Below are 18,364 nucleotides of genomic sequence, written 5' to 3' on the forward strand. Positions count from 1 at the left end.
GCGCCCTCGTAGAGCACCACCACCCCCGCCTCGCCCACCGTCCCGGTGATCGCCGGCGTCGCCACGTTGGTCAGCGTGTCGGCGGTCGACCCGCTGTTCGACACCGCCGCCAGGGCCAGCCCGGTCGGGGCCGAAGCGCCCGTATCGATGGTCACGGTCAGCGCGGTCGAGGCTGTGGAGGTGTTGCCCGCCGCATCGGTCACCGTCGCGGTCAGCGTGTGCGCACCATCGCCCAGCGAGGCCGCGGTGATGGTCCAGGCGCCCGCCGCCGCGGCCGTCGCCGTCCCGACAGCCGTCGCGCCCTCGTAGAGCACCACCACCCCCGCCTCGCCCACCGTCCCGGTGATCGCCGGCGTCGCCACGTTGGTCAGCGTGTCGGCGGTCGAACCGCTGTTCGACACCGCCGCCAGGGCCAAGTCCGACGGAGCGGTCGCCGTGGTATCAACAGTCAGCAGGAGAGACCCGGAGGAACCGCTCTCGACGCCGGACGTGATTACCTTTGCGGTCAGCGTCCATGTACCGTCGGCGAGCGCCGTGCCGGGGGCCACCGACCAGGCACCGGTGCCATCGGCCGTCCCGGACCCCAGATCGACGCCGTTTCCGTACAGATGGACGACGCTGCCAGCCTCGGCGGTACCCGTCAGCACAGGCAGTGAGGCGTTCGTCACCGCGTCGCCGGACGTTCCGCTGTCCGACGCCGGGCTGAGCGCCGGGGCGGAGGGGCTGGCCGAAATCACGATCAAGGTGTCGGTGCCGTTGAGCGTCAACGTCTGGAACGGCGTATAGACGGTCTCGACGCCGGAAACGAAAAGCGTCCCCTGGTTGCCCGGCGGGGAGAAGGTCACCACGTCGGTGCCGATACCGCCCGTCACGGTCTCCAGCAGCGACACCGTCACCGTGTTGCCATCGCTGCCGAGCGTCACCACGTCCGTACCGGTACCGCCGGTCAGCGTTTCGACGCCTCCCACCAGCAGGCTGTTGCCCCCGGTGCCGAGCGTCACCACGTCCGTGCCGATGCCGCCGGTCAGCGTTTCCAGCAGCCGGACCAGCATGGTGTTGCCATCGCTGCCGAGCATCACCAGGTCGGTGCCGACGCTGCTGCCGGTCAGCGTTTCGATGCCCCTCACCAGCAGGCTGTTGCCCCCGGTGCCGAGCGTCACCACGTCCGTGCCGAGATCGCCGGTCAGCGTCTCCAGCCGCCACACCGTCATCGTGTTGCCGTCGCTGCCGAGCGTCACCAAGTCCGTGCCGCTGCCGCCGGTCAGCGTTTCGACGCCCCCCACCAGCAGACTGTTGCTCCCGGTGCCGAGCGTCACCACGTCCGTGCCGAAGCCGCCGATCAGGGTCTCCAGCAGCCGGACCAGCGTGGAGTTGCCGTTGCTGCCCAGAGTCACCGCGTCGGTGCCGATGCCGCCGGTCACCGTCTCCAGCGACGACACCAGGATGGTGTTCCCGCCGCTGCCCAGAGTCACGATGTCAAGGGCACTGCCACCGATCACCGTCTCGATGCCGGTCACCGTCGTGGTGTTGCCGAAGGTGGTGATGAAGGTCACCACGTCGGTGCCGGCGCCGCCGGTCAGCCGATCCAGCCGCGACACCATCATCGTGTTGCCGCCGCTGTCGCCGAGCGTCACCACATCCACGCCGGAGCTGCCGTTCAGCGTCTCGATGCCGGTCACCAGGGCGGTTATGCCGCCGGAGCCGATCATCACCAGGTCGGTGCCGGCGCTGCCGGTCACCGTCTCCAGCGCCGTCACCAGGATGGTGTTGCCGCCGCTGCCGAGGGTCACCACGTCCGTGCCGGCGCCGCCGGTCAACGATTCCACCGCCGACACCAGCATGGTGTTGCCGCCGGTGAGCAGTGTCACCACATCGGTGTTGGCGCCGCCGGTCAGCGTCTCGATGGACAACACCCTCAGCGTGTTGTTGCCGGTGCCGAGCGTCACCACGTCCGTGCCGAGACCGCCCGTCAGCGTCTCCACCAACCGGAGCAGCATCGTGTTGCCGCCACTCCCGAGCGTCACCGCGTCGGTGCCGCTGCCGCCGGTCAGCGTTTCGACCTCGTTCAGCAGCAGCATGTTGCCGCCGGCGCCGAGCGTCACCACGTCCGTGCCGACACTGCCGGTCAGCGTCTCCAACGCCCGGGCCGTCAGCGTGTTGCCGTTACTGTCGCCGAGTGCCACCACGTCGGTGCCGGCGCTGCCGGTCAGCGTCTCGATGCCGGTCACCACCATCTGGCCGCCGCTGCCGAGCGTCACCACGTCGGTGCCGGAACCGCCGGTCAGCGTTTCCACAAGGGCCATCGTCACGGTGTTGCCGCCGCTGCCGAGCGTCACCGCGTCGGCGCCGGCGCCGCCGTACAGGGCTTCGACGCGGCTCACCAGAATCGTGTTGCCACCGCTGCCGAGCGTCACGATGTCGGTGCCGGTGCTGCCGGTCAGCGTTTCGACCCCGGTGACGAGGAACGTCGCCCCGATGTTGGACAGACTCACCACGTCGGTGCCGGTGCCGCCGGTCAGCGTGTTGATCTGCGACAGCGTGATCGTGTTGCCGGCGTTGCCCAGCGTCACGATGACCGGTACGACGTTCCGGAAATATTGGATGCTGCCGTCATCGAGCCCGAACAGCAAATCGACATCGCCGTCGCCGTCGAGATCGCCCAAAGCCGGCCGCGGATACGCCCCCGGGCCGCCCGCCATGAAGGCGTTCGTTCCGACCAGCGAAAAGGTCGGCGAGGCCGTCGTCCCGGTGTTGATGAAGACGACGCCCTTGCTGAGGAGGTCGATATCGCCGTCCCCGTCGATGTCCTTCAGCGCCGGGGACGCGTAGTCGTCAGCGGAAACCATGCCGAAGGCATTGGTGCCTTCCAGCGAGAAGGTCGGCGCCAGCGACGTCCCGTTGTTGCGATAGAAGAACAAATTGCCGGCGGCATTGCCGATCACAAGGTCGAGATCGCCGTCGCCGTCCAGGTCGGCGAAGCTCGGCGTCCCAAAACTGCCGCTGGGCTGGATGCCGAAGGCATTGGTGCCTTCCAGCGAGAAGGTCGGCGCCAGCGACGTTCCGTTGTTGCGGAAGAATTGAACGGAGCCGGCATGGTTGCCGACGAACAGGTCGAGATCGCCGTCGTGGTCGATGTCCACCAGAGCGGGAAGCGCCCCGCCCTGGGTCAGGTTGATGATGCCGAAGGGGTTGGAGCCGTCCTGCGAGAAGGTCGGCGCCAGCGACGTTCCGTTGTTGCGGAAAAGGACCGTGCTTCCGCCCGCGGTGCCGACGAGGAGATCGAGATCGCCGTCACCGTCGATGTCCGCCAGGGTCAGGGCGCCCTCCCCCCCGCTGACGGTGAGGCCGAAGCTGTTGGTGCCGATCAATGTGAAGGTCGGATTCGCCACGTTCTTTCAGCCCTCACGTCACACGACCGGCACAGGCCGCGGATGAATCATTGCATCACCAGTACCTAATTATCAGTATATAGGACGCTCTTCAGCAAAATCGTTGGATGGTTGCGCGCACCCAAGCTCGCATGAGTCCATAGCCAGCTAATATTTTCCTGTCGCCCTTGAAAACCCGCAAACATACACCGCCGCAGCGCGCCCTGCGCGGATCGCTGATGCTTTAGGATTGAATTGAAACCTTAGGTTTCCACAAAAACGGCTCGATGCCCCACCGGCACGGAAGCAAAGCCGAACCGCCCGTTGGCTTGCCGCCGGGACAGACGTTACGATCGGAGGCCAAAGCCGGGCAGCGGACCGGGCTTCGGCCCGTTCTCGATTGTGGCCCCGGATAACGAAAGTGTGAATCATGCCGTCTGACGGCCGCCACCGCGCCGACTCGGGCCTCACCGATGCCCAACTGAAGACCGCGCTGGACGCCGTTCTCGCAGCCAATCCCCGCGACGGCGGCGCTTGGAGCACGCTCGGCCTCCTGCTGCGCCGCTCGGGGACGCCGGAAGCCGCCATCGCCTGCCACCGGCGGGGCCTGGAGTTCGCGCCGGAAAACGCCGGCATCTGGAGCAATCTGGGCAATGCCCTGACGGATGCCGGCCGGCTCGACGAGGGCGTGGCCGCGCAGAGCGAGGCGCTCCGCCTCGGTCCGGACAACGCGACCGTCCTCCACAACGCCACCGTGACGTTGCGCAAGGCGGGGCGTTTCGCGGAGGCGCTCGCCCTGATCGACCGGGCGATGAGCCGTCAGGCGGCGGCGGGACGAACCGCGGCTCATGACCTGCGATGGGAGCGGGCGCTCGCCCGGCTTCAGATCGGCGACTATGTCCACGGTTTCGTGGATTACGAGTCCCGCCGGGGGTTGTCCGCCTACCATGGCCGTCCACCGTCGGGGCCGGCCTGGGACGGCGGCCCGCTGGACGGACGCACCATTCTCCTGTCCGCCGAGCAGGGATTCGGCGACGCGCTCCTGATGGCGCGCTTCGTGCCGCTGGTCGGGGCGCGGGGTGGCCGGGTGCTGTACGAATGCCACCCGGAACTGCGGCGGGTGCTGTCTGGGCTGCCGGTGGACGCCGTCGTCGCGCCGGGAGCCCCCTCGCCGACCCTGCCGGCCTTCGACGTGGAGGCATCGCAGATGAGCCTGCCGGGCCTGTTCGGCACCACGCTGGCTTCGGTTCCGCCCCCGGTGGTCCTCACCATTCCGCAGGACTCCCGCGACAAGGCCGCCCGCCGTCTCGGCCCGCGGGAACCCGGCGTTCTGCGCGTCGGCATCGTGTGGTCGGGCCGGGTGACCTTTGCCGACAACAGCCGGCGCGCCACCAGCCTCGCCCGCTTCCTGCGATTCGCCGAGGTGCCGGGCGTGCGGCTCTACAGCCTTCAGAAAGGGCCGCCGGAAGCCGAAGTCGCCGCTCTCGGACCGGTCGGCGCTCTGGTGACGCCGCTCGGCCCCGACCTGGACGACTTCGCCGACACCGCCGCGATGCTGGAACAGCTCGACCTCGTCATCATGACCGACAGCGCCGTCGCGCATCTCGCCGGGTCGCTCGGCACGCCGGTCTGGAACCTCGTGCAGCACGTCCCCTACTGGATCTACGGGTTTTCCGGCGAGCACACGCCGTGGTACCCGACGATGCGCCTGTTCCGCCAGGGCCGCGACCTGGACTGGGGGCCGGTGTTCGCGGCGGCGGCGGCGGCCCTGCACGAGGAGGTCAGGCGGCGGACGGGCCGGTAGCCGCCCCGGTCCAGGAGCGCCACAGGCCGCGGTAAGCCGCCTCGACCGCCGCCGCGAACCCCCGGTGGTCGAGGAGAGGGGAGCGCTCCATCATGCCCCTCAAGCCGCGGCGCAGCGCGGCGAGGCGCGCCGGATCGCGCGCCAGGGCGGCAGCGGTCTCGACATAGCCGGCCTCGTCCGTGGCGATCAGGCCCGGCAACCCGCACCGGGTCAGCAGGCTGGCCCCCACCCGCGACACATGATGACGCCCGGCCAGCGTGATCACCGGCACCCCCATCCACAGCGCCTCGCAGGTGGTGGTGGTGCCGGTGTAGGGAAACGGATCGAGGGCGATGTCGATGCGGTCGTAGGCTCGCAGGTGATCCTCGACCTCCGGCAGGTGCGGCCGCAGGTCGATCCGGTCGGGCGCGATGCCGTGATCCGCGAATCGGCGGACGTAGCGGGCGCGGGTCGGCGGGTCCGCGAAGGCGCCGCTCTTGAGCAGCAGCCGGGCGGACGGCACCCGCTTCAGGATGGCCGACCAGACCCGCACCACCTCCGGCGTCACCTTGGCGGCGTTGTTGAAGGAGCCGAACGTCACGAATCCGTCGGCCAGCGCCGGCGGGACCGGCAGCGCGTCGATGCCCGGCAGCGGCTGGTAGGCGAGGAACCCCGTGGGAAGGCGGATCAGCCTTTCGGCGTGCCAGCCATCGGTCGCGCCTGGGGGATCGGCGACACCGTCGCTCAGGCGGGCGTCGACTGCCGGCATGCCGGTGGTGTCGGGATAGCCCAGCCACGCGACCTGCACCGGGGCCGGCTTATGGGCGAAGATCAGCGGACGGCCTCCGGCGGTGTGGCCGGCCAGATCGACCAGGACGTCGATGCGGTCGCGCTCGATCAGCGCGGCGGCGGCGGAGTCGTCCAGACCGGCCAGGGGCCGCCATCCATCGGCCAGCGCCTTCATCCGGTCGGTAACGGCGTCATGGCGCCGCGACATGTCGTAGCCGATCACCTCCACCGCCGCCCGGTCGTGCCCGCGCAGCAGGGGCTCGATGAAATGGGCGCAGGCATGGGCGCGGAAATCCGGCGAGACATAGCCCACCCGCAACCGGCGGCCAGGGCTCCGGTCGTTGGCGAACCGCTTGGCCTGCGGCGCCAAAGGGCGGGCGTGCCGCTCGTTCCAGAAGGCGTGGGCGCGGGCGATGACCTCGGGTGGCACCCAGGGCGTGTAATGCAGGGCGAACAACAGGTTGGAATGCAGCAGGGAAAGACCGGGATGGCGCTCCAATCCGTCCTGGAGGACCTGGATGGCCTCCTCGACCCGCCCCTGCCCCTTCAGGGCCTCGCCCAGGTTGACGAAGGGCTGCGGCAGGTCCGGCCGCACCGCGATCGCCGCCCGGTAGCAGTCGATGGCGCGGCTCGACTCCCCCAGCCGTTTATGGACGTCGCCCAGATTGCTGAGAGCCTCGCCCATGCCGGGATTCACCCGGAGCGCCCGGTGGTACGCCATCGCCGCCCCCGCACAATCGCCGGCGGCGTTCCGCAGATTTCCGGCGTTGAACCAGGCGTCGGCATAGGCCGGGTTCAGGGACAGCGCCAGGCGCACCGCAGCCGCCGCTTCCTCGTCCCGGCCCAGGTCGGACAGCGCGCAGGAGAGGTTGCTGCGGATCGCCACGTCCTCCGGCGCCGCACCAATGGCCTGCCGGTAACAGGCGACGGCGTCGCTCCCCCTCCCCGCGGCGCGCAACAAAATGCCCAGGTTGTTGCCGGCGTGGGCATGGCCGGGATCGCCGCGCAGGACCGCGCGGTAACCGGCCTCCGCCGCGTCGAGCCGGCCGGCCCGATGATCCGCCAGGGCGGCGGCGAAGGCTGCATCGGTTCCCGTCGTCACCGCAGGCCCGCCTCGTCGAGAATGGCGAGCAGCCGGTCCGCCGCGAGATTCCAGGAAAAGCGCTGCAACAGGTGGTCGCGGGCGGACGGCTCGCCCACACCGTCGCCACGGACGATGCCGGCCAGGATGGCGGTGGCGGCATCCTCGTCCGGGTTCCACCAGTCGAGACCGTGGAACGGAGGAAAGGGCTGATCGCTGTAGGGCAGAAGCGCCGGCCCGACCCTGGCCGGAATCAGGCGGGCGATCCGGTCGTCAAGGTAATCCACATAGGCCGAATGGCGCGGCGCGATCAGGCTCGCCCCCAGGGCTCCCGCCCTGGTCATGGGGAGGTCCCAGCCCTCGCCGTGAGACATGCTCCAGTAATGGGTCGCCGTGCGCACCAGCGCCGTCATGCCGGCGTCGGTCAGGGCGTGATCGACCAGCACCACCGGCGCCGCATCCGCCAACCGCCGGCCCACGGCGGATTCCGACCGCCGGACCAGGGTGGTGAGTTCCGCCGGCAGGGCCGGATTGCCGCCCTTGCCCAATTTCAGGACGAGCACCGCGTCGTCGGCCCGCGTCGTGCTCCGCAGCCAGACCCGCAGCAGCCCGTCGATGTTCTTGCGGGGGATGAAATCCGAAATGTTGAGGAAGCGGTGCCGGTAGCTGGACACGGGCCGCCCCTGCGGATCGGCGAGGGTCAACGGTCCCCCGCCGTTCGATTCGCCCGGATCGACGCCCAGCGGACAGACCCGCAGGCGGTCCTCCGGATAGCCCTGCGACGCCCAGGCGATGCGGGACGATTCGCAGGGCACGACGATCAGGTCGCTGAGGTCGCTCAGCCGCCGCCAGGCCGGCGGTATCCGGGTTCCCTCGAACATCGAGAAGGTCACCGTGGCCAAGCCGGGCACCCGCTCGGTCGCGAGCGGAATGAGGAAGTTCACCATGGCCCTGGCCGGCACCGGGCGGTCGAGGTCCTCGCCCGGCCAGGAATCCGGCCCCTTGATCCCGATCGCCTGGAGGGGCACGCCCCGCGCGCGCAGCGTCTGGATGACGCGCCGGCAGGCGTAGCCATAGCCCGAGCTGTTGACGAAGGCGCCGCGGATCGCCAGCCCGCCTTCCGCAGACGCGGCGGAGCCGCCCGAAAAGGCAGCCGCCGCCTGATAGCGCCGGCAGCGCACCAGCCCGTCCGCCGCGCCCGAAGCGGCCGGATCGAGCCGAAGCGCGCGGCGGAACACGCCCGCGGCCTGAGCCACCCGGCCAAGGCCCAGCAGCGCTTCGCCAAGCCGGATGTAGGCATGGGCGTCGTCCGGAGCGCTCGCGATGGCGCGGCGCAGATCGCCGATGGCCCCCGCGACGTCGCCGCCAAGACTTCGCACCGTCCCCAGGTTGAACCAGTGCAGGCTGGTCTGCGGGTCCAGGCGGGCCGTCCGCCGGAAGAACCGCAGGGAAGCGTCCAGATCCCCCGCCTCCGCCGACACCGCGCCCAACCGGCTGCACGCCTCAAGGGACTCGGGCCGGCACGCCGCCAGCCGGCGCAGGACCCGCCCGGCCCCCGCCCACTCCCGCCGGTGCTGCAGCAGGACGGCCAGATTGGTCAGCGCCGCGATGTGGCCGGGGGCGATCCGGACCGCTTCGTTCAGAGCCACGGACGCACCGCCGGCGTTGCCCTCCCCGGACGAAAACAACGCGGCACCCAGGAGGTTGAGCGCGTCGGCATGCCCGGGATCGGTCACCAGGATGGCCCGGCAGGCGCCGATGGCCTCCCCGAACCGTCCGGCGTGATAGTGGCGGGCCGCCTCATGCAGGTCATCCGCGCGGCGCGGAAGCAGCGGCGCTCGGGAAGCGCCCGCCGGATCGGGAAAAGCAGTTTCGGAAGCCATGCGTGTCCGGCGCTGAAGGCGGCAGGCTCCTTATGGATCGACCCCTGTGGATCGCCCCTTGTGGATCGGCGCCCGCCTTCTGCTATCCTAGCGCCACCGGCGGCGCATGGCGAGGTTCTGGGCGCGAGGCCGGATGCGGTGTGCGTCGAAAGGCCGTGCGTGGAACAGACTCTGGCGCTGACCTGGCAGCTTTCCGAGATTCACGGCTGGGGATTGGTCGGCGTCCACACGGCACTCCATCTGGTCGCGCTGGGCCGCCCTCCGCTTCTTCTGGAGAAGCCGATGATGTCCTCCCTGCGGCCGGAGAACCGGGAAAGGCTGAATGTCCTGCTCGACGGCCACCGGCAGGTCGCCGCCATCGCCGACCGCTCCAACGACCTACGCTTGGCATCAACGGCTGCACGGTCCTGCATGCGCTCGGCAACGGCTTCATAGCGGGTCCCCTCTCCGAGCGGTTCCGCGGCGACCGCAACGTCGGGGTCATCGCCTTCGAAAACACCCTGTTCGACCGGGGCACACTGGAGCGTGCGCGCCGATACGACCGGCTCGTGGTGCATTCGACCTTCGACAGGGACCTGCTCACCGAACAGGGCATCACCGGAACCGCCTGCGTTTTCCAGGGGGTGAACCTCGACGAGCTGCGCCCGGTGCCCCCGGCCAAGCGCTTCGGCGACCGCTTCGTCGTCTTCTCGGGCAGCAAGCTGGAGTTCCGCAAGGGGCAGGACATCGTGCTGGCCGCCGTCCGCCGTTTCCACGAGCGCCATAGCGACGCGCTTCTGGTCACCGCATGGCACAACCCCTGGCCGCACACGTCCTCCGACATCGCGGAGTCGCCTTTGACGCCGGCCGCCCCGCTATGGGAGAAAACGGCAAGCTGCGCATCGTGGAGTGGGCGATGGCCAACGGCCTGCCCCCGGAGGGATTCGTCGACATGGGCTTTCTGGAGCGCCACCGGATTCCCGCCGTTCTGGCGGAGTGCCACGCCGCGATCTTCCCGAACCGCTGCGAAGGCGCCACCAACCTCGTCGCCATGGAGGCCATGGCCTGCGGCGTTCCGGTCATCCTGTCGGCCAACACCGGCCATCTGGACCTGATCCAGGACGGCAACTGCCTGCCGCTGCGCCGCCAGTCCGCGGTGGCCGATCCCACGGGCCGGCGCCGGCACTGGGGCGAATCGTCCGTCGAGGAGGCGGTCGAGCTGCTCGAAACCCTCTACACCGACCGGGCCGCGGCCCGCTCCCGCGCCGAGGCGGCGCAAGCGTTCCTGCGCGGCGAACGGACGTGGCGCGCCTTCGCCGAAGCCTTCGTGGCGGCGGTGGCCTGAACCATGGTGGGGGAGACGATGGAAGCGGGCAACCCGGCAACGCTCCTCGCGGCGGGCCTCGCCCATCACAACGCCGGCCGGCGGGCCGAGGCGGAGACGATGTACCGCCGGGTGCTGGCAGCCCGGCCCGGCCAGCCCGACGCTCTGCACCTGCTGGGCGTGCTGGCGCTCCAGGACGGCAAGCCGGCGGCGGCGGCCGATCTGATGCTGCGGTCCATCCGCCACCATCCGGGCAACCCGGCCTGCCTCTCCAACCTCGCCAGCGCGCTGCGGCGGCTTGGCCGGCGCGAGGAGGCGCTGGCCTGCTGCCGGCGCGCCCTGGCCTTGGAGCCTGGTTTCGGGGATGTCCTCAACAACCTCGCCAACGTCCTGACCGACCAGGGCAGGCACGCCGAAGCCGCAACCGCGCTCCGCCGGCTGCTCCGCCTCAAGCCGCTCCTGACCGAACGGCGGTTGCAGCTCGCCCAGGCGCTGATCCTGGACGGCCACGCCGAAAGGGCGGTCGAGGAACTGATGACGCTCCTCGGCATGACGCCGCTGTCGGTCGCCGCCTACGCCACCCTGGGGCTGGCCTGCCGCCGCCTCGGCCGGCTGGAGGAGGCCGAGGGCTATTACCGGAGCGCGCTCGGGTTCGGGCCGGGCGACGCGGGTGTGCTCAACAACCTCGGCGTCACGCTTCAGGATCTGGGACGGCTGGACGAGGCCGCCGCCTGCTTCCGCCGGTCCATCGCGGCCCAGCCGGACGCCGCCCACGCCTATCTCAACCTCGGCCTCGCGGCGCGTGACGCGATGCGGGTCGATGAGGCGGTCGATGCGGCGCGGACCGCGGTGCGGCTGGCCCCCGCGCTTGCGGAAGCCCACACCGCCCTCGGTTTCGGGCTCCTGCTCAGGGGCGACCTGGAAGAGGGGTTCGCGGAATACGAATGGCGCTCGCTGATGGCCGACTTCCCGTCGCCCCGGCGCAGTTTTTCGTCGCCCGCCTGGGACGGGCGCGACATCTCGGGCCGGACGCTGCTGATCCACGACGAGCAGGGTGTGGGGGACACCATCATGCTTGCCCGCTACGCCCCGCTGCTTCAGGCAAAGGGCATCCGCGTGGTCGTCGAATGCAACACCCAGCTCGTCCGCCTGCTCTCCGCCATGCCGGGCATCGAGGGCGTGGTCGGCCGTTTCGACGCGCTGCCTCCGCACGACGCCCACGTCGCCCTGGCGAGCCTGCCGCACCGGCTCGGCACCATGCTCTACACGATCCCCGCCGACGTTCCCTACCTGCGCCCCGAACCGGCGCTGACGGCGGCGTGGGCGGAGCGCATGGCGCGCGCAAAGGGGCTCAGGGTCGGGCTGGTGTGGGCGGGGAATCCCGAATTCAAGGCCGACCGCATCCGCTCGCCTCGTCTGAAGGGTTTTCTTCCGCTGCTGGAAACTCCCGGCGTCACGTTCTTCGGGCTGCAGAAGGGGCCGGGCCGTCAGGATCTGGAAAGCTGCGGGCCGTTGCCGTCGTCCTTCCTGGATCTCGGTGGCGAAATTGCCGACTTCGCTGACACCGCGGCGATCATGGCCAACCTGGATCTCGTCATCAGCTCCTGCACGGCGCCGGCGCATCTGGCGGGTGCGCTCGGTCGCCCGGTGTGGACGGTGCTGCCCTTCGCCCCGGACTGGCGCTGGCTGGACGCCGGCCTCTGCACCCCGTGGTACCCGACCATGCGCCTGTTCCGCCAGGACCGGCGCGGCGACTGGGCGCCGGTCATGGCCCGTGTCCGGAACGCACTCCAGGCCATCGCCCGACCCCGCCCCGCTCCGCCGGACAGCGAGCACTGAACCGCGCCGGACGTTCCGGGAGGCTGGTTGATCGCGTGGCGGCGAACCCAACGGACCTGCGCGTTCTCATCCCAGACCAGCGTGAGCGCCCTGTCGGACATGAACGGACGTGGACGGGAAAACGCCAGCGGGTGATGCGTGCCGGAAGTGGGGTGTCGTAGAAGCTGGCACGGCTATAACGGTTTCTCCTGGGTTGCAGCCCCGGGAAACCGCCAAATCAGCCAGCTAAGTATTTGATTTGAAAGGAATGGCGGAGGGGATGGGATTCGAACCCACGATAGGGGTTTGAGCCCCTATAACGGTTTAGCAAACCGCCGCCTTCAGCCTCTCGGCCACCCCTCCTACCGGGTCGGCGCTCTGTGGCGCCGCTGGCGTGGGTGCGTTCTAACGATCCGGATGGGGCCTGTCAACGCTTACTCATCAAAAATGTAAGCAAACCCAGAAAGAACAAAATCTGTATAAAATTTTATATATTTTTTAGAAAATTAGCGGTAGCATACCACCAGAACGCGATACCAATCTTTGGTCGGGGGGACGCCATGAGCCTGTCACGCCGCTGCGCCGAAACGCTGATCGATCTGGTCGAAATCAAGCTGAGCTGCCTGGAGGTCACCGACCGCGAGGATATGCGGGAGAAGGAACTTCTGCTGCGCTGCGTTCAGGAGTTGAACGCCGAATTGCGCGGCGAGAATGGGACCGCGGCCGCTTTCGCGGCACCAAAGCGCCGCGGCCGGCGGCCCAAGCATTTGCAGTTCCAGGACCTGCACGCCTGACACCGGCCTCTCCGCCGCCCGTCAGGCCATCGTTCCTCAGACCGGCACCACCGGACTCGGCTCTGGCGGCAGCGCCACCGGCTGAACCGCCTCCCGCGCGATGCGGCGCGGCAGGCGCAAGGTGAAACGGGTGCCCTGCCCGGTCGCCGACCGCACCGCCACCGTGCCGCCCAGCACGCCCGTCACCGTGCTGTGCACGATGTGCAGGCCAAGCCCCGAACCACCCTCGCCGCGCTTGGTCGTGAAGAAGGGCTCGAACACCTTCGGCAGATGGTCCTCCGGTATGCCGGACCCGTCGTCGGAAAAGTCGATGATCACATGGTCGCCGACATCCGGGCGCACCGCGACCCGGATGGTTCCCCGCTGGTCGTCGCCATACGCATGGATCAGCGCGTTGATGACGAGGTTGGTCAGCACCTGGCTCAGCGCGCCGGGGAAGCTGTCCATCTCCAGCGACTCCGGGCACTCCACCTCGACCGTCACCAGCGTGCGCTTCAGCCGTGGCCGCAGCGAGAACAGCACCTCGTCGATGTAGGTCCGCAGGTCGAAGGACCGCCGCTCGCCGGACGTCTGGTCCACCGCCACCTGCTTGAAGCTCTGCACCAGAGCCGCCGCCCGGTTCATGTTGGACACCAGCAGGCGCGCGGCCTCCGTCACCGTGTCCAGATGCTCCGCCAGGATGGTCTTCTTCAGCGTCCCGGAGTCGAAGTGGCCGCGCAGGTCGCGGGCCTGTTCGGCGATGTGGCTGGCCGCGGTCAGGCCGATGCCGATGGGGGTGTTGATCTCGTGCGCCACCCCGGCGACCAGCTGACCCAGCGAGGCCATGGCCTCCGCCTGGATCAGGCTTTCCTGGGCGGCCCGCAGTTCGGCCAGAGCGCGCTCCGCCTCGTCGCGGGCGGCGGACATGGCCGCCTCCGCCGCCTTGCGGTCGTTGATGTCGTAGAGCCACGTCAACAGCGCGGGCTCGCCGTCCATCTCGATCTCGCCCCAGCTCGACAGCACCCAGACGACCGTCCCGTCCGGCTTGCGGAACCGGACTTCCGCGTCGCGGAACGGCCCCTCCCGTTCGAACCGCGCGATCAGGGCCTGACGGTCCGCGGGGTCGGCGTACAGCCGCTCGGCGGGCATCGGCAGCAGGTCATCGCGGGACCGCCCCAGGATGACCTCGGACTGCGTGTTGCAGAACACCAGCAGACCGTCGCGGCGGGTGATGTTCACGGCGATGGGGCTGGCTTCCAGGATCCGCAGCAGCCGCTCCTTCCCGGCGCGCACCTCTTCCTCCTGGCGGCGGCGCTCGGTGATGTCGCTCATGATGCCGACATAGCGGACGGCTTGTCCCCCGGCGTCGTGGATGGCCCGCCCCTGGGCCGCGATCCACATCCAGCCGCCGTCCGCGCGGCGCAGCCGGTAATCATAGGCATAGGCGGCGGTCTCGCCCCGCAGATGGGCGTCGATGGTGGCCAGCACGCGCCTGCGGTCGTCGGGATGCAGGCGCACTTCCCAGAAATCGGCCGGCATCGGCGGAGGCTCGGCGTACCCCAGCATCCGCGGAAAGCTGTCGGACCACCAGCAGGTGCCCCGCGGGATGTCGGTGTCCCACACCGCCGCACCGGTGGCGTCCAGCGCCATCTCCAGCCGGTCGGCCAGATCGCGGCGGACGGCGTCGGCCTTCTTCTGCTCCGTCAGATCGTAGAACCAGCTTATGTGGCAGCGCTGCCCTTCGAAATCGATGACGGTCGAACTCAGCGATCCCATGCAGGTTTCACCGTCGCCGCGGCGCAGCAGCACCTCCTGCCCTTCGAAGACGCCTTCGGCGTAGAGACGGTCGATGGCCGCCCGGCGGTCCCGCGGGTCGAGATAGAGCGGCCACATGCCGTCGCGCTGGAGCTGCTCCCCGCTGACCTTGAAACAGGTGGCGGCGCTGGGGCTGTGGTAGAGGTTGTCCCCCTCGCGCGTGTTGATGAGCACGCCGATGGGGGCGGTGTCCAGAATGGAGCGCAGCCGCGCTTCCGTCACTCCGGAGGGGGTGGGGGCACCGTCCGCCGGGGCTTTCCGCCCCACGCGCCGCGCCGCCACAAAGCCGGCGAGAAATCCGGCCAGGAGACCAGCGAACAGCGCAACCAGCGCCACCGTCAGCGAACTTGCAATCATAGGGCCTCCCGCCGGCCCCACTTGAAACCGGCGGGAGAACAAAATCAACGGTTATGACGCCGCACCGTCGCACGGCGCCGCGTCACAACCCTCCCCTGTCAGCCCTTCAGCTTCGCGGTCAGGATTTCGTTGACCAGGGCCGGGTTGGCCTTGCCCTGGGTCGCCTTCATGACCTGACCGACGAAGAAGCCGAACAGCTTGTCCTTGCCCGACCGGAACTCGGCCACCTTGTCGGCGTTGGCGGCCAGCACCGAATCGATCGACGCCTCAATGGCGCCGGTGTCGGTGACTTGGCGCAGCCCCTTCTTCTCGACGATGTCCGCGGCCTTCTCACCGGTTTCGAACATCGCCTCGAACACCTCCTTGGCGATTCGGCCGGAAATGGTGTTGTCGGCGATCAGGTCGATCAGGCCACCGAGATTCTCCGCCGAGACGGGGCTTTCCTCGATCTCCTTGCCGGCCTTGTTCAGATAGCCGAACAGCTCGCCGGTGACCCAGTTGGCGGCCAGCTTCGGGTCGCGGCCCTTGGCCACCGTCTCGAAGAAATCGGCGCGGGCCTTTTCCGACACCAGCACGTTGGCGTCGTAGGGCGACAGCTTGTACTCGCCGATGAAGCGGGCCTTCTTGTCGTCCGGCAGTTCCGGCAGGGTGCTCTTGATGGCCTCGACCCACTCCGGGTCCAGCTCCAGCGGCAGCAGGTCCGGATCGGGGAAGTAGCGGTAGTCGTGCGCCTCTTCCTTGGAGCGCATGGAGCGGGTCACGAACTTGGTCGTGTCCCACAGCCGCGTCTCCTGGTCGATCTTCCCACCTTCCTCGATAATTTCGATCTGGCGGCGCGCCTCGTACTCGATCGCCTGCATGACGAAGCGGATCGAGTTGACGTTCTTGATCTCGCAGCGCGTGCCGAAGGGAGCGCCCGGCTTGCGCACCGACACGTTGACGTCGCAGCGCATGGAGCCTTCCTCCATGTTGCCGTCGCAGGTGCCGAGGTAGCGCAGGATGGAGCGCAGCTTGCGCACATAGGCGCCGGCCTCCTCCGCGGTGCGCATGTCCGGCTCCGACACGATCTCCATCAACGCCACGCCGGAGCGGTTCAGGTCGATGTAGGTCTTGGCGGGGTGCTGGTCGTGCAGCGACTTGCCGGCGTCCTGCTCCAGGTGCAGGCGCGTCACGCCGACCGTGCGGGAGGAGCCGTCCGGCAGATCCAGCACGATCTCGCCCTTGCCGACGATCGGCTGCTGGAACTGGCTGATCTGATAGCCCTGCGGCAGGTCGGCGTAGAAGTAGTTCTTGCGGTCGAACACCGAGTGCAGGTTGATCTGCGCCTTCAGGCCCAGGCCGGTGCGCACCGCCTGCTCGATGCAATGCTCGTTGATGACGGGCAGCATGCCGGGAAAGGCGGCGTCGACGAAGCTGACCTGGCTGTTCGGCTCCGCCCCGAAGGCGGTGGCGGCGCCGGAGAACAGCTTGGCGTTCGAAATTACCTGGGCGTGGACCTCCAGCCCGATCACGATTTCCCAATCGCCCGTTTCGCCCTGAATGTACGACATCGGTCTCTTCTCTCGTCCGGCTCAGGCCATGAACGGCGGGGTGGCGGTGACGGCGGCGGCCTTTTCGATGACCTGACCGACGCGCAGCACGGTCTCCTCATCGAAGGGCCGGCCCAGGAGCTGGAGCCCCAGCGGCAGCCCGTCCGATCCGACGCCCGCCGGAACCGACATGCCCGGCAGGCCGGCCAGCGAGGCCGGGACCGTGAACACGTCGTTCAGGTACATCTGGATCGGATCGTCCATCTTCTCGCCGATGGCGAAGGCGGTGCTCGGCGCGGTCGGCGTCAGGATGACGTCGCACTGCTTGAACGCCTCGTCGAAGTCCCACTTGATGCGCGTGCGCACCTGACGGGCCTTGTTGTAGTAGGCGTCGTAATAGCCCGCCGACAGCACGTAGGTGCCGATCAGGATGCGGCGGCGGACCTCCTTGCCGAAGCCGGCGCCGCGGGTGTTCTCGTACATGTCCTTCAGGCTGGCGCCCTCGACCCGCAGGCCGTAGCGCAGGCCGTCGTAGCGCGCGAGGTTGGACGAGGCTTCCGCGGGGGCGACGATGTAGTAGGTGGCCAGCGCGTACTTGGTGTGCGGCAGGCTGATCTCCACCGGCTCGGCGCCGGCCTCCTTCAGCCAGGCGATGCCCTGGTCCCAGATCGCGGCGATCTCGGCGGGCATGCCCTCCACCCGGTATTCCTTCGGAATGCCGACCTTCAGGCCGCGGATGTCGCCGGTCAGCGCGGCGCGGAAGTCCGGCACCGCCATGTCGACCGAGGTGGAGTCCTTCGGGTCGAAGCCGCACATGGAGCGCAGCATGATCGCCGCGTCCTCGACCGTGCGGGTCATCGGGCCGGCCTGATCCAGCGAGGAGGCGAAGGCGACCACGCCCCAGCGCGAGCAGCGCCCGTAGGTCGGCTTGATGCCGACGATGCCGGTGAAGGCGGCGGGCTGGCGGATCGAGCCGCCGGTGTCGGTGCCGGTGGCGCCCAGCGCGGCGCGCGCGGCAACCGCCGCGGCGGACCCGCCCGACGAGCCGCCGGGAACGAGCTGGCGCGACCAGTTGCCGACCTCGCCCGGGCTCCACGGGCTGACCACGTTGCCGTGGTAGGAGGTGATGTTGGCCGAGCCCATGGCGAACTCGTCCAGGTTCACCTTGCCCAGCATGACGGCGCCGTCGCGCCACAGGTTGGAGGTGACGGTGGACTCGTACTCCGGCTTGAAGCCGTCGAGGATGTGGCTGGCCGCGGTGGTCGGCACGCCCTTGGTGCAGAACAGGTCCTTCACCGCGATGGGCAGGCCCTCCATCGGCCCGGCCTCGCCCTTCGCGCGGCGGGCGTCGGACGCCTTGGCCATCGCCAGCGCCTGCTCCGGCGTCTCGGTGATGAAGGCGTTCAGGGGGCGGATGGTCTCCACCGCCTTGACGTGGGCCTCGGTCAGTTCGACCGCGGTGAAGTCCTTCTTGGCGAGGCCGTCGAGGGCCGCCGCCATGGTCAGATGCGTAAGACCGGTCATCACTCGACCACCTTCGGAACGACGTAGAAGCCTTCGGCCGTCTCCGGGCCGTTGGAGAGGACGGCGTCGCGGTAACCGCCGTCGGTCACCTCGTCCTTGCGGCGGCGCAGCGTCTGCGCGGCCACGCTGGTCATCGGCGGCACGTCCTGCGTGTTCACCTCGCCCAACTGTTCGACGAAGGTCAGGATTTGGCTCAGCTCACCCGCCAGGTGATCCAGTTCATCGTCCGGCACCTTGATGCGGGCCAGATGCGCGATCTTGGCCACGGTGGCCTTGTCGAGCGACATGCCTTCCACTCTCTTCCGAAACGTCTGGAAAAACGGCTTGGAAGCTATCACCCG

General features: G+C 69.1%; 12 protein-coding genes and 1 tRNA gene. 4 read left to right on the forward strand and 9 right to left on the reverse strand.

Features of this window, described 5'->3' with window-relative positions:
• On the reverse strand, window positions 1-3,389 hold a 3,389-nt coding region (locus tag QSG27_RS03360; protein WP_306703735.1), incomplete at its 3' end, for a beta strand repeat-containing protein.
• A gap of 409 nt (window positions 3,390-3,798) precedes the next feature.
• Here QSG27_RS03360 and QSG27_RS03365 point away from each other — a divergent pair.
• Window positions 3,799-5,172, forward strand: a complete 1,374-nt coding sequence (locus QSG27_RS03365) for a tetratricopeptide repeat protein (RefSeq protein ID WP_306703736.1) — start codon at window positions 3,799-3,801, stop codon at window positions 5,170-5,172.
• Here QSG27_RS03365 and QSG27_RS03370 read toward each other — a convergent pair.
• From QSG27_RS03370 to QSG27_RS03380, 3 genes are all read right to left on the reverse strand, one after another.
• Complete coding sequence (locus QSG27_RS03370) at window positions 5,150-7,042, reverse strand: O-linked N-acetylglucosamine transferase, SPINDLY family protein (protein WP_306703737.1); 1,893 nt, start codon at window positions 7,040-7,042, stop codon at window positions 5,150-5,152. The genes QSG27_RS03365 and QSG27_RS03370 overlap by 23 nt on opposite strands.
• Complete coding sequence (locus QSG27_RS03375; RefSeq protein WP_306703738.1) at window positions 7,039-8,904, reverse strand: tetratricopeptide repeat protein; 1,866 nt, start codon at window positions 8,902-8,904, stop codon at window positions 7,039-7,041. Before QSG27_RS03375 ends, QSG27_RS03370 begins: the two co-directional genes overlap by 4 nt.
• A gap of 200 nt (window positions 8,905-9,104) precedes the next feature.
• Window positions 9,105-9,668 carry a hypothetical protein gene (locus QSG27_RS03380; protein WP_306703739.1) on the reverse strand — a complete coding sequence of 188 codons (564 nt, stop codon included), beginning with the start codon at window positions 9,666-9,668 and terminating at the stop codon, window positions 9,105-9,107.
• Between the two features lie 92 nt (window positions 9,669-9,760).
• On the opposite strand from QSG27_RS03380, the gene QSG27_RS03385 reads away from it, so the two are divergent.
• Together QSG27_RS03385 and QSG27_RS03390 are read left to right on the forward strand one after the other, a co-directional pair.
• Window positions 9,761-10,228 carry a glycosyltransferase gene (locus QSG27_RS03385; protein WP_306703740.1) on the forward strand — a complete coding sequence of 156 codons (468 nt, stop codon included), beginning with the start codon at window positions 9,761-9,763 and terminating at the stop codon, window positions 10,226-10,228.
• A 3-nt stretch (window positions 10,229-10,231) separates the two neighbouring features.
• Entirely contained in the window at window positions 10,232-12,046 is a 1,815-nt protein-coding gene (locus tag QSG27_RS03390; protein ID WP_306703741.1) for a tetratricopeptide repeat protein, read from the forward strand.
• A gap of 248 nt (window positions 12,047-12,294) precedes the next feature.
• Here the strand turns inward: QSG27_RS03390 and QSG27_RS03395 are convergent.
• A tRNA-Ser gene (locus tag QSG27_RS03395) sits at window positions 12,295-12,388 on the reverse strand.
• Between the two features lie 197 nt (window positions 12,389-12,585).
• On the opposite strand from QSG27_RS03395, the gene QSG27_RS03400 reads away from it, so the two are divergent.
• A complete protein-coding gene (locus QSG27_RS03400; RefSeq protein WP_306703742.1) occupies window positions 12,586-12,819 on the forward strand; it encodes a hypothetical protein in 234 nt (77 codons plus the stop codon).
• 36 nt (window positions 12,820-12,855) lie between these two features.
• Here QSG27_RS03400 and QSG27_RS03405 read toward each other — a convergent pair whose 3' ends face one another.
• The 4 genes from QSG27_RS03405 to gatC all read right to left on the reverse strand — a co-directional run bounded on the left by QSG27_RS03405 (window position 12,856) and on the right by gatC (window position 18,310).
• Entirely contained in the window at window positions 12,856-14,970 is a 2,115-nt protein-coding gene (locus QSG27_RS03405; protein WP_306703743.1) for a PAS domain S-box protein, read from the reverse strand.
• A 98-nt stretch (window positions 14,971-15,068) separates the two neighbouring features.
• Entirely contained in the window at window positions 15,069-16,520 is a 1,452-nt protein-coding gene (gene gatB, locus QSG27_RS03410) for an Asp-tRNA(Asn)/Glu-tRNA(Gln) amidotransferase subunit GatB (RefSeq protein WP_306703744.1), read from the reverse strand.
• Between the two features lie 21 nt (window positions 16,521-16,541).
• Entirely contained in the window at window positions 16,542-18,023 is a 1,482-nt protein-coding gene (gatA, locus tag QSG27_RS03415; protein ID WP_306703745.1) for an Asp-tRNA(Asn)/Glu-tRNA(Gln) amidotransferase subunit GatA, read from the reverse strand.
• Window positions 18,023-18,310, reverse strand: a complete 288-nt coding sequence (gatC, locus tag QSG27_RS03420; RefSeq protein ID WP_306703746.1) for an Asp-tRNA(Asn)/Glu-tRNA(Gln) amidotransferase subunit GatC — start codon at window positions 18,308-18,310, stop codon at window positions 18,023-18,025. The genes gatA and gatC overlap by 1 nt, the downstream gene beginning before the upstream one ends.
• Window positions 18,311-18,364 lie beyond the last annotated feature (54 nt).

The organism is Azospirillum isscasi (assembly GCF_030849505.1).
Taxonomy (GTDB): domain Bacteria; phylum Pseudomonadota; class Alphaproteobacteria; order Azospirillales; family Azospirillaceae; genus Azospirillum; species Azospirillum isscasi.

Excerpts from the sequence above, each read along its gene's own strand:
- QSG27_RS03400 (WP_306703742.1), top strand. The coding sequence starts at position 12,586 with ATGAGCCTGTCACGCCGCTGCGCCGAAACGCTGATCGATCTGGTCGAA.
- QSG27_RS03380 (WP_306703739.1), bottom strand. The coding sequence starts at position 9,668 with ATGGCGCTCGTGGAAACGGCGGACGGCGGCCAGCACGATGTCCTGCCC.
- QSG27_RS03390 (WP_306703741.1), top strand. The coding sequence starts at position 10,232 with ATGGTGGGGGAGACGATGGAAGCGGGCAACCCGGCAACGCTCCTCGCG.
- gatB (WP_306703744.1), bottom strand. The coding sequence starts at position 16,520 with ATGTCGTACATTCAGGGCGAAACGGGCGATTGGGAAATCGTGATCGGG.
- gatA (WP_306703745.1), bottom strand. The coding sequence starts at position 18,023 with ATGACCGGTCTTACGCATCTGACCATGGCGGCGGCCCTCGACGGCCTC.
- QSG27_RS03375 (WP_306703738.1), bottom strand. The coding sequence starts at position 8,904 with ATGGCTTCCGAAACTGCTTTTCCCGATCCGGCGGGCGCTTCCCGAGCG.
- QSG27_RS03365 (WP_306703736.1), top strand. The coding sequence starts at position 3,799 with ATGCCGTCTGACGGCCGCCACCGCGCCGACTCGGGCCTCACCGATGCC.
- QSG27_RS03385 (WP_306703740.1), top strand. The coding sequence starts at position 9,761 with ATGGGAGAAAACGGCAAGCTGCGCATCGTGGAGTGGGCGATGGCCAAC.
- gatC (WP_306703746.1), bottom strand. The coding sequence starts at position 18,310 with ATGTCGCTCGACAAGGCCACCGTGGCCAAGATCGCGCATCTGGCCCGC.
- QSG27_RS03405 (WP_306703743.1), bottom strand. The coding sequence starts at position 14,970 with ATGATTGCAAGTTCGCTGACGGTGGCGCTGGTTGCGCTGTTCGCTGGT.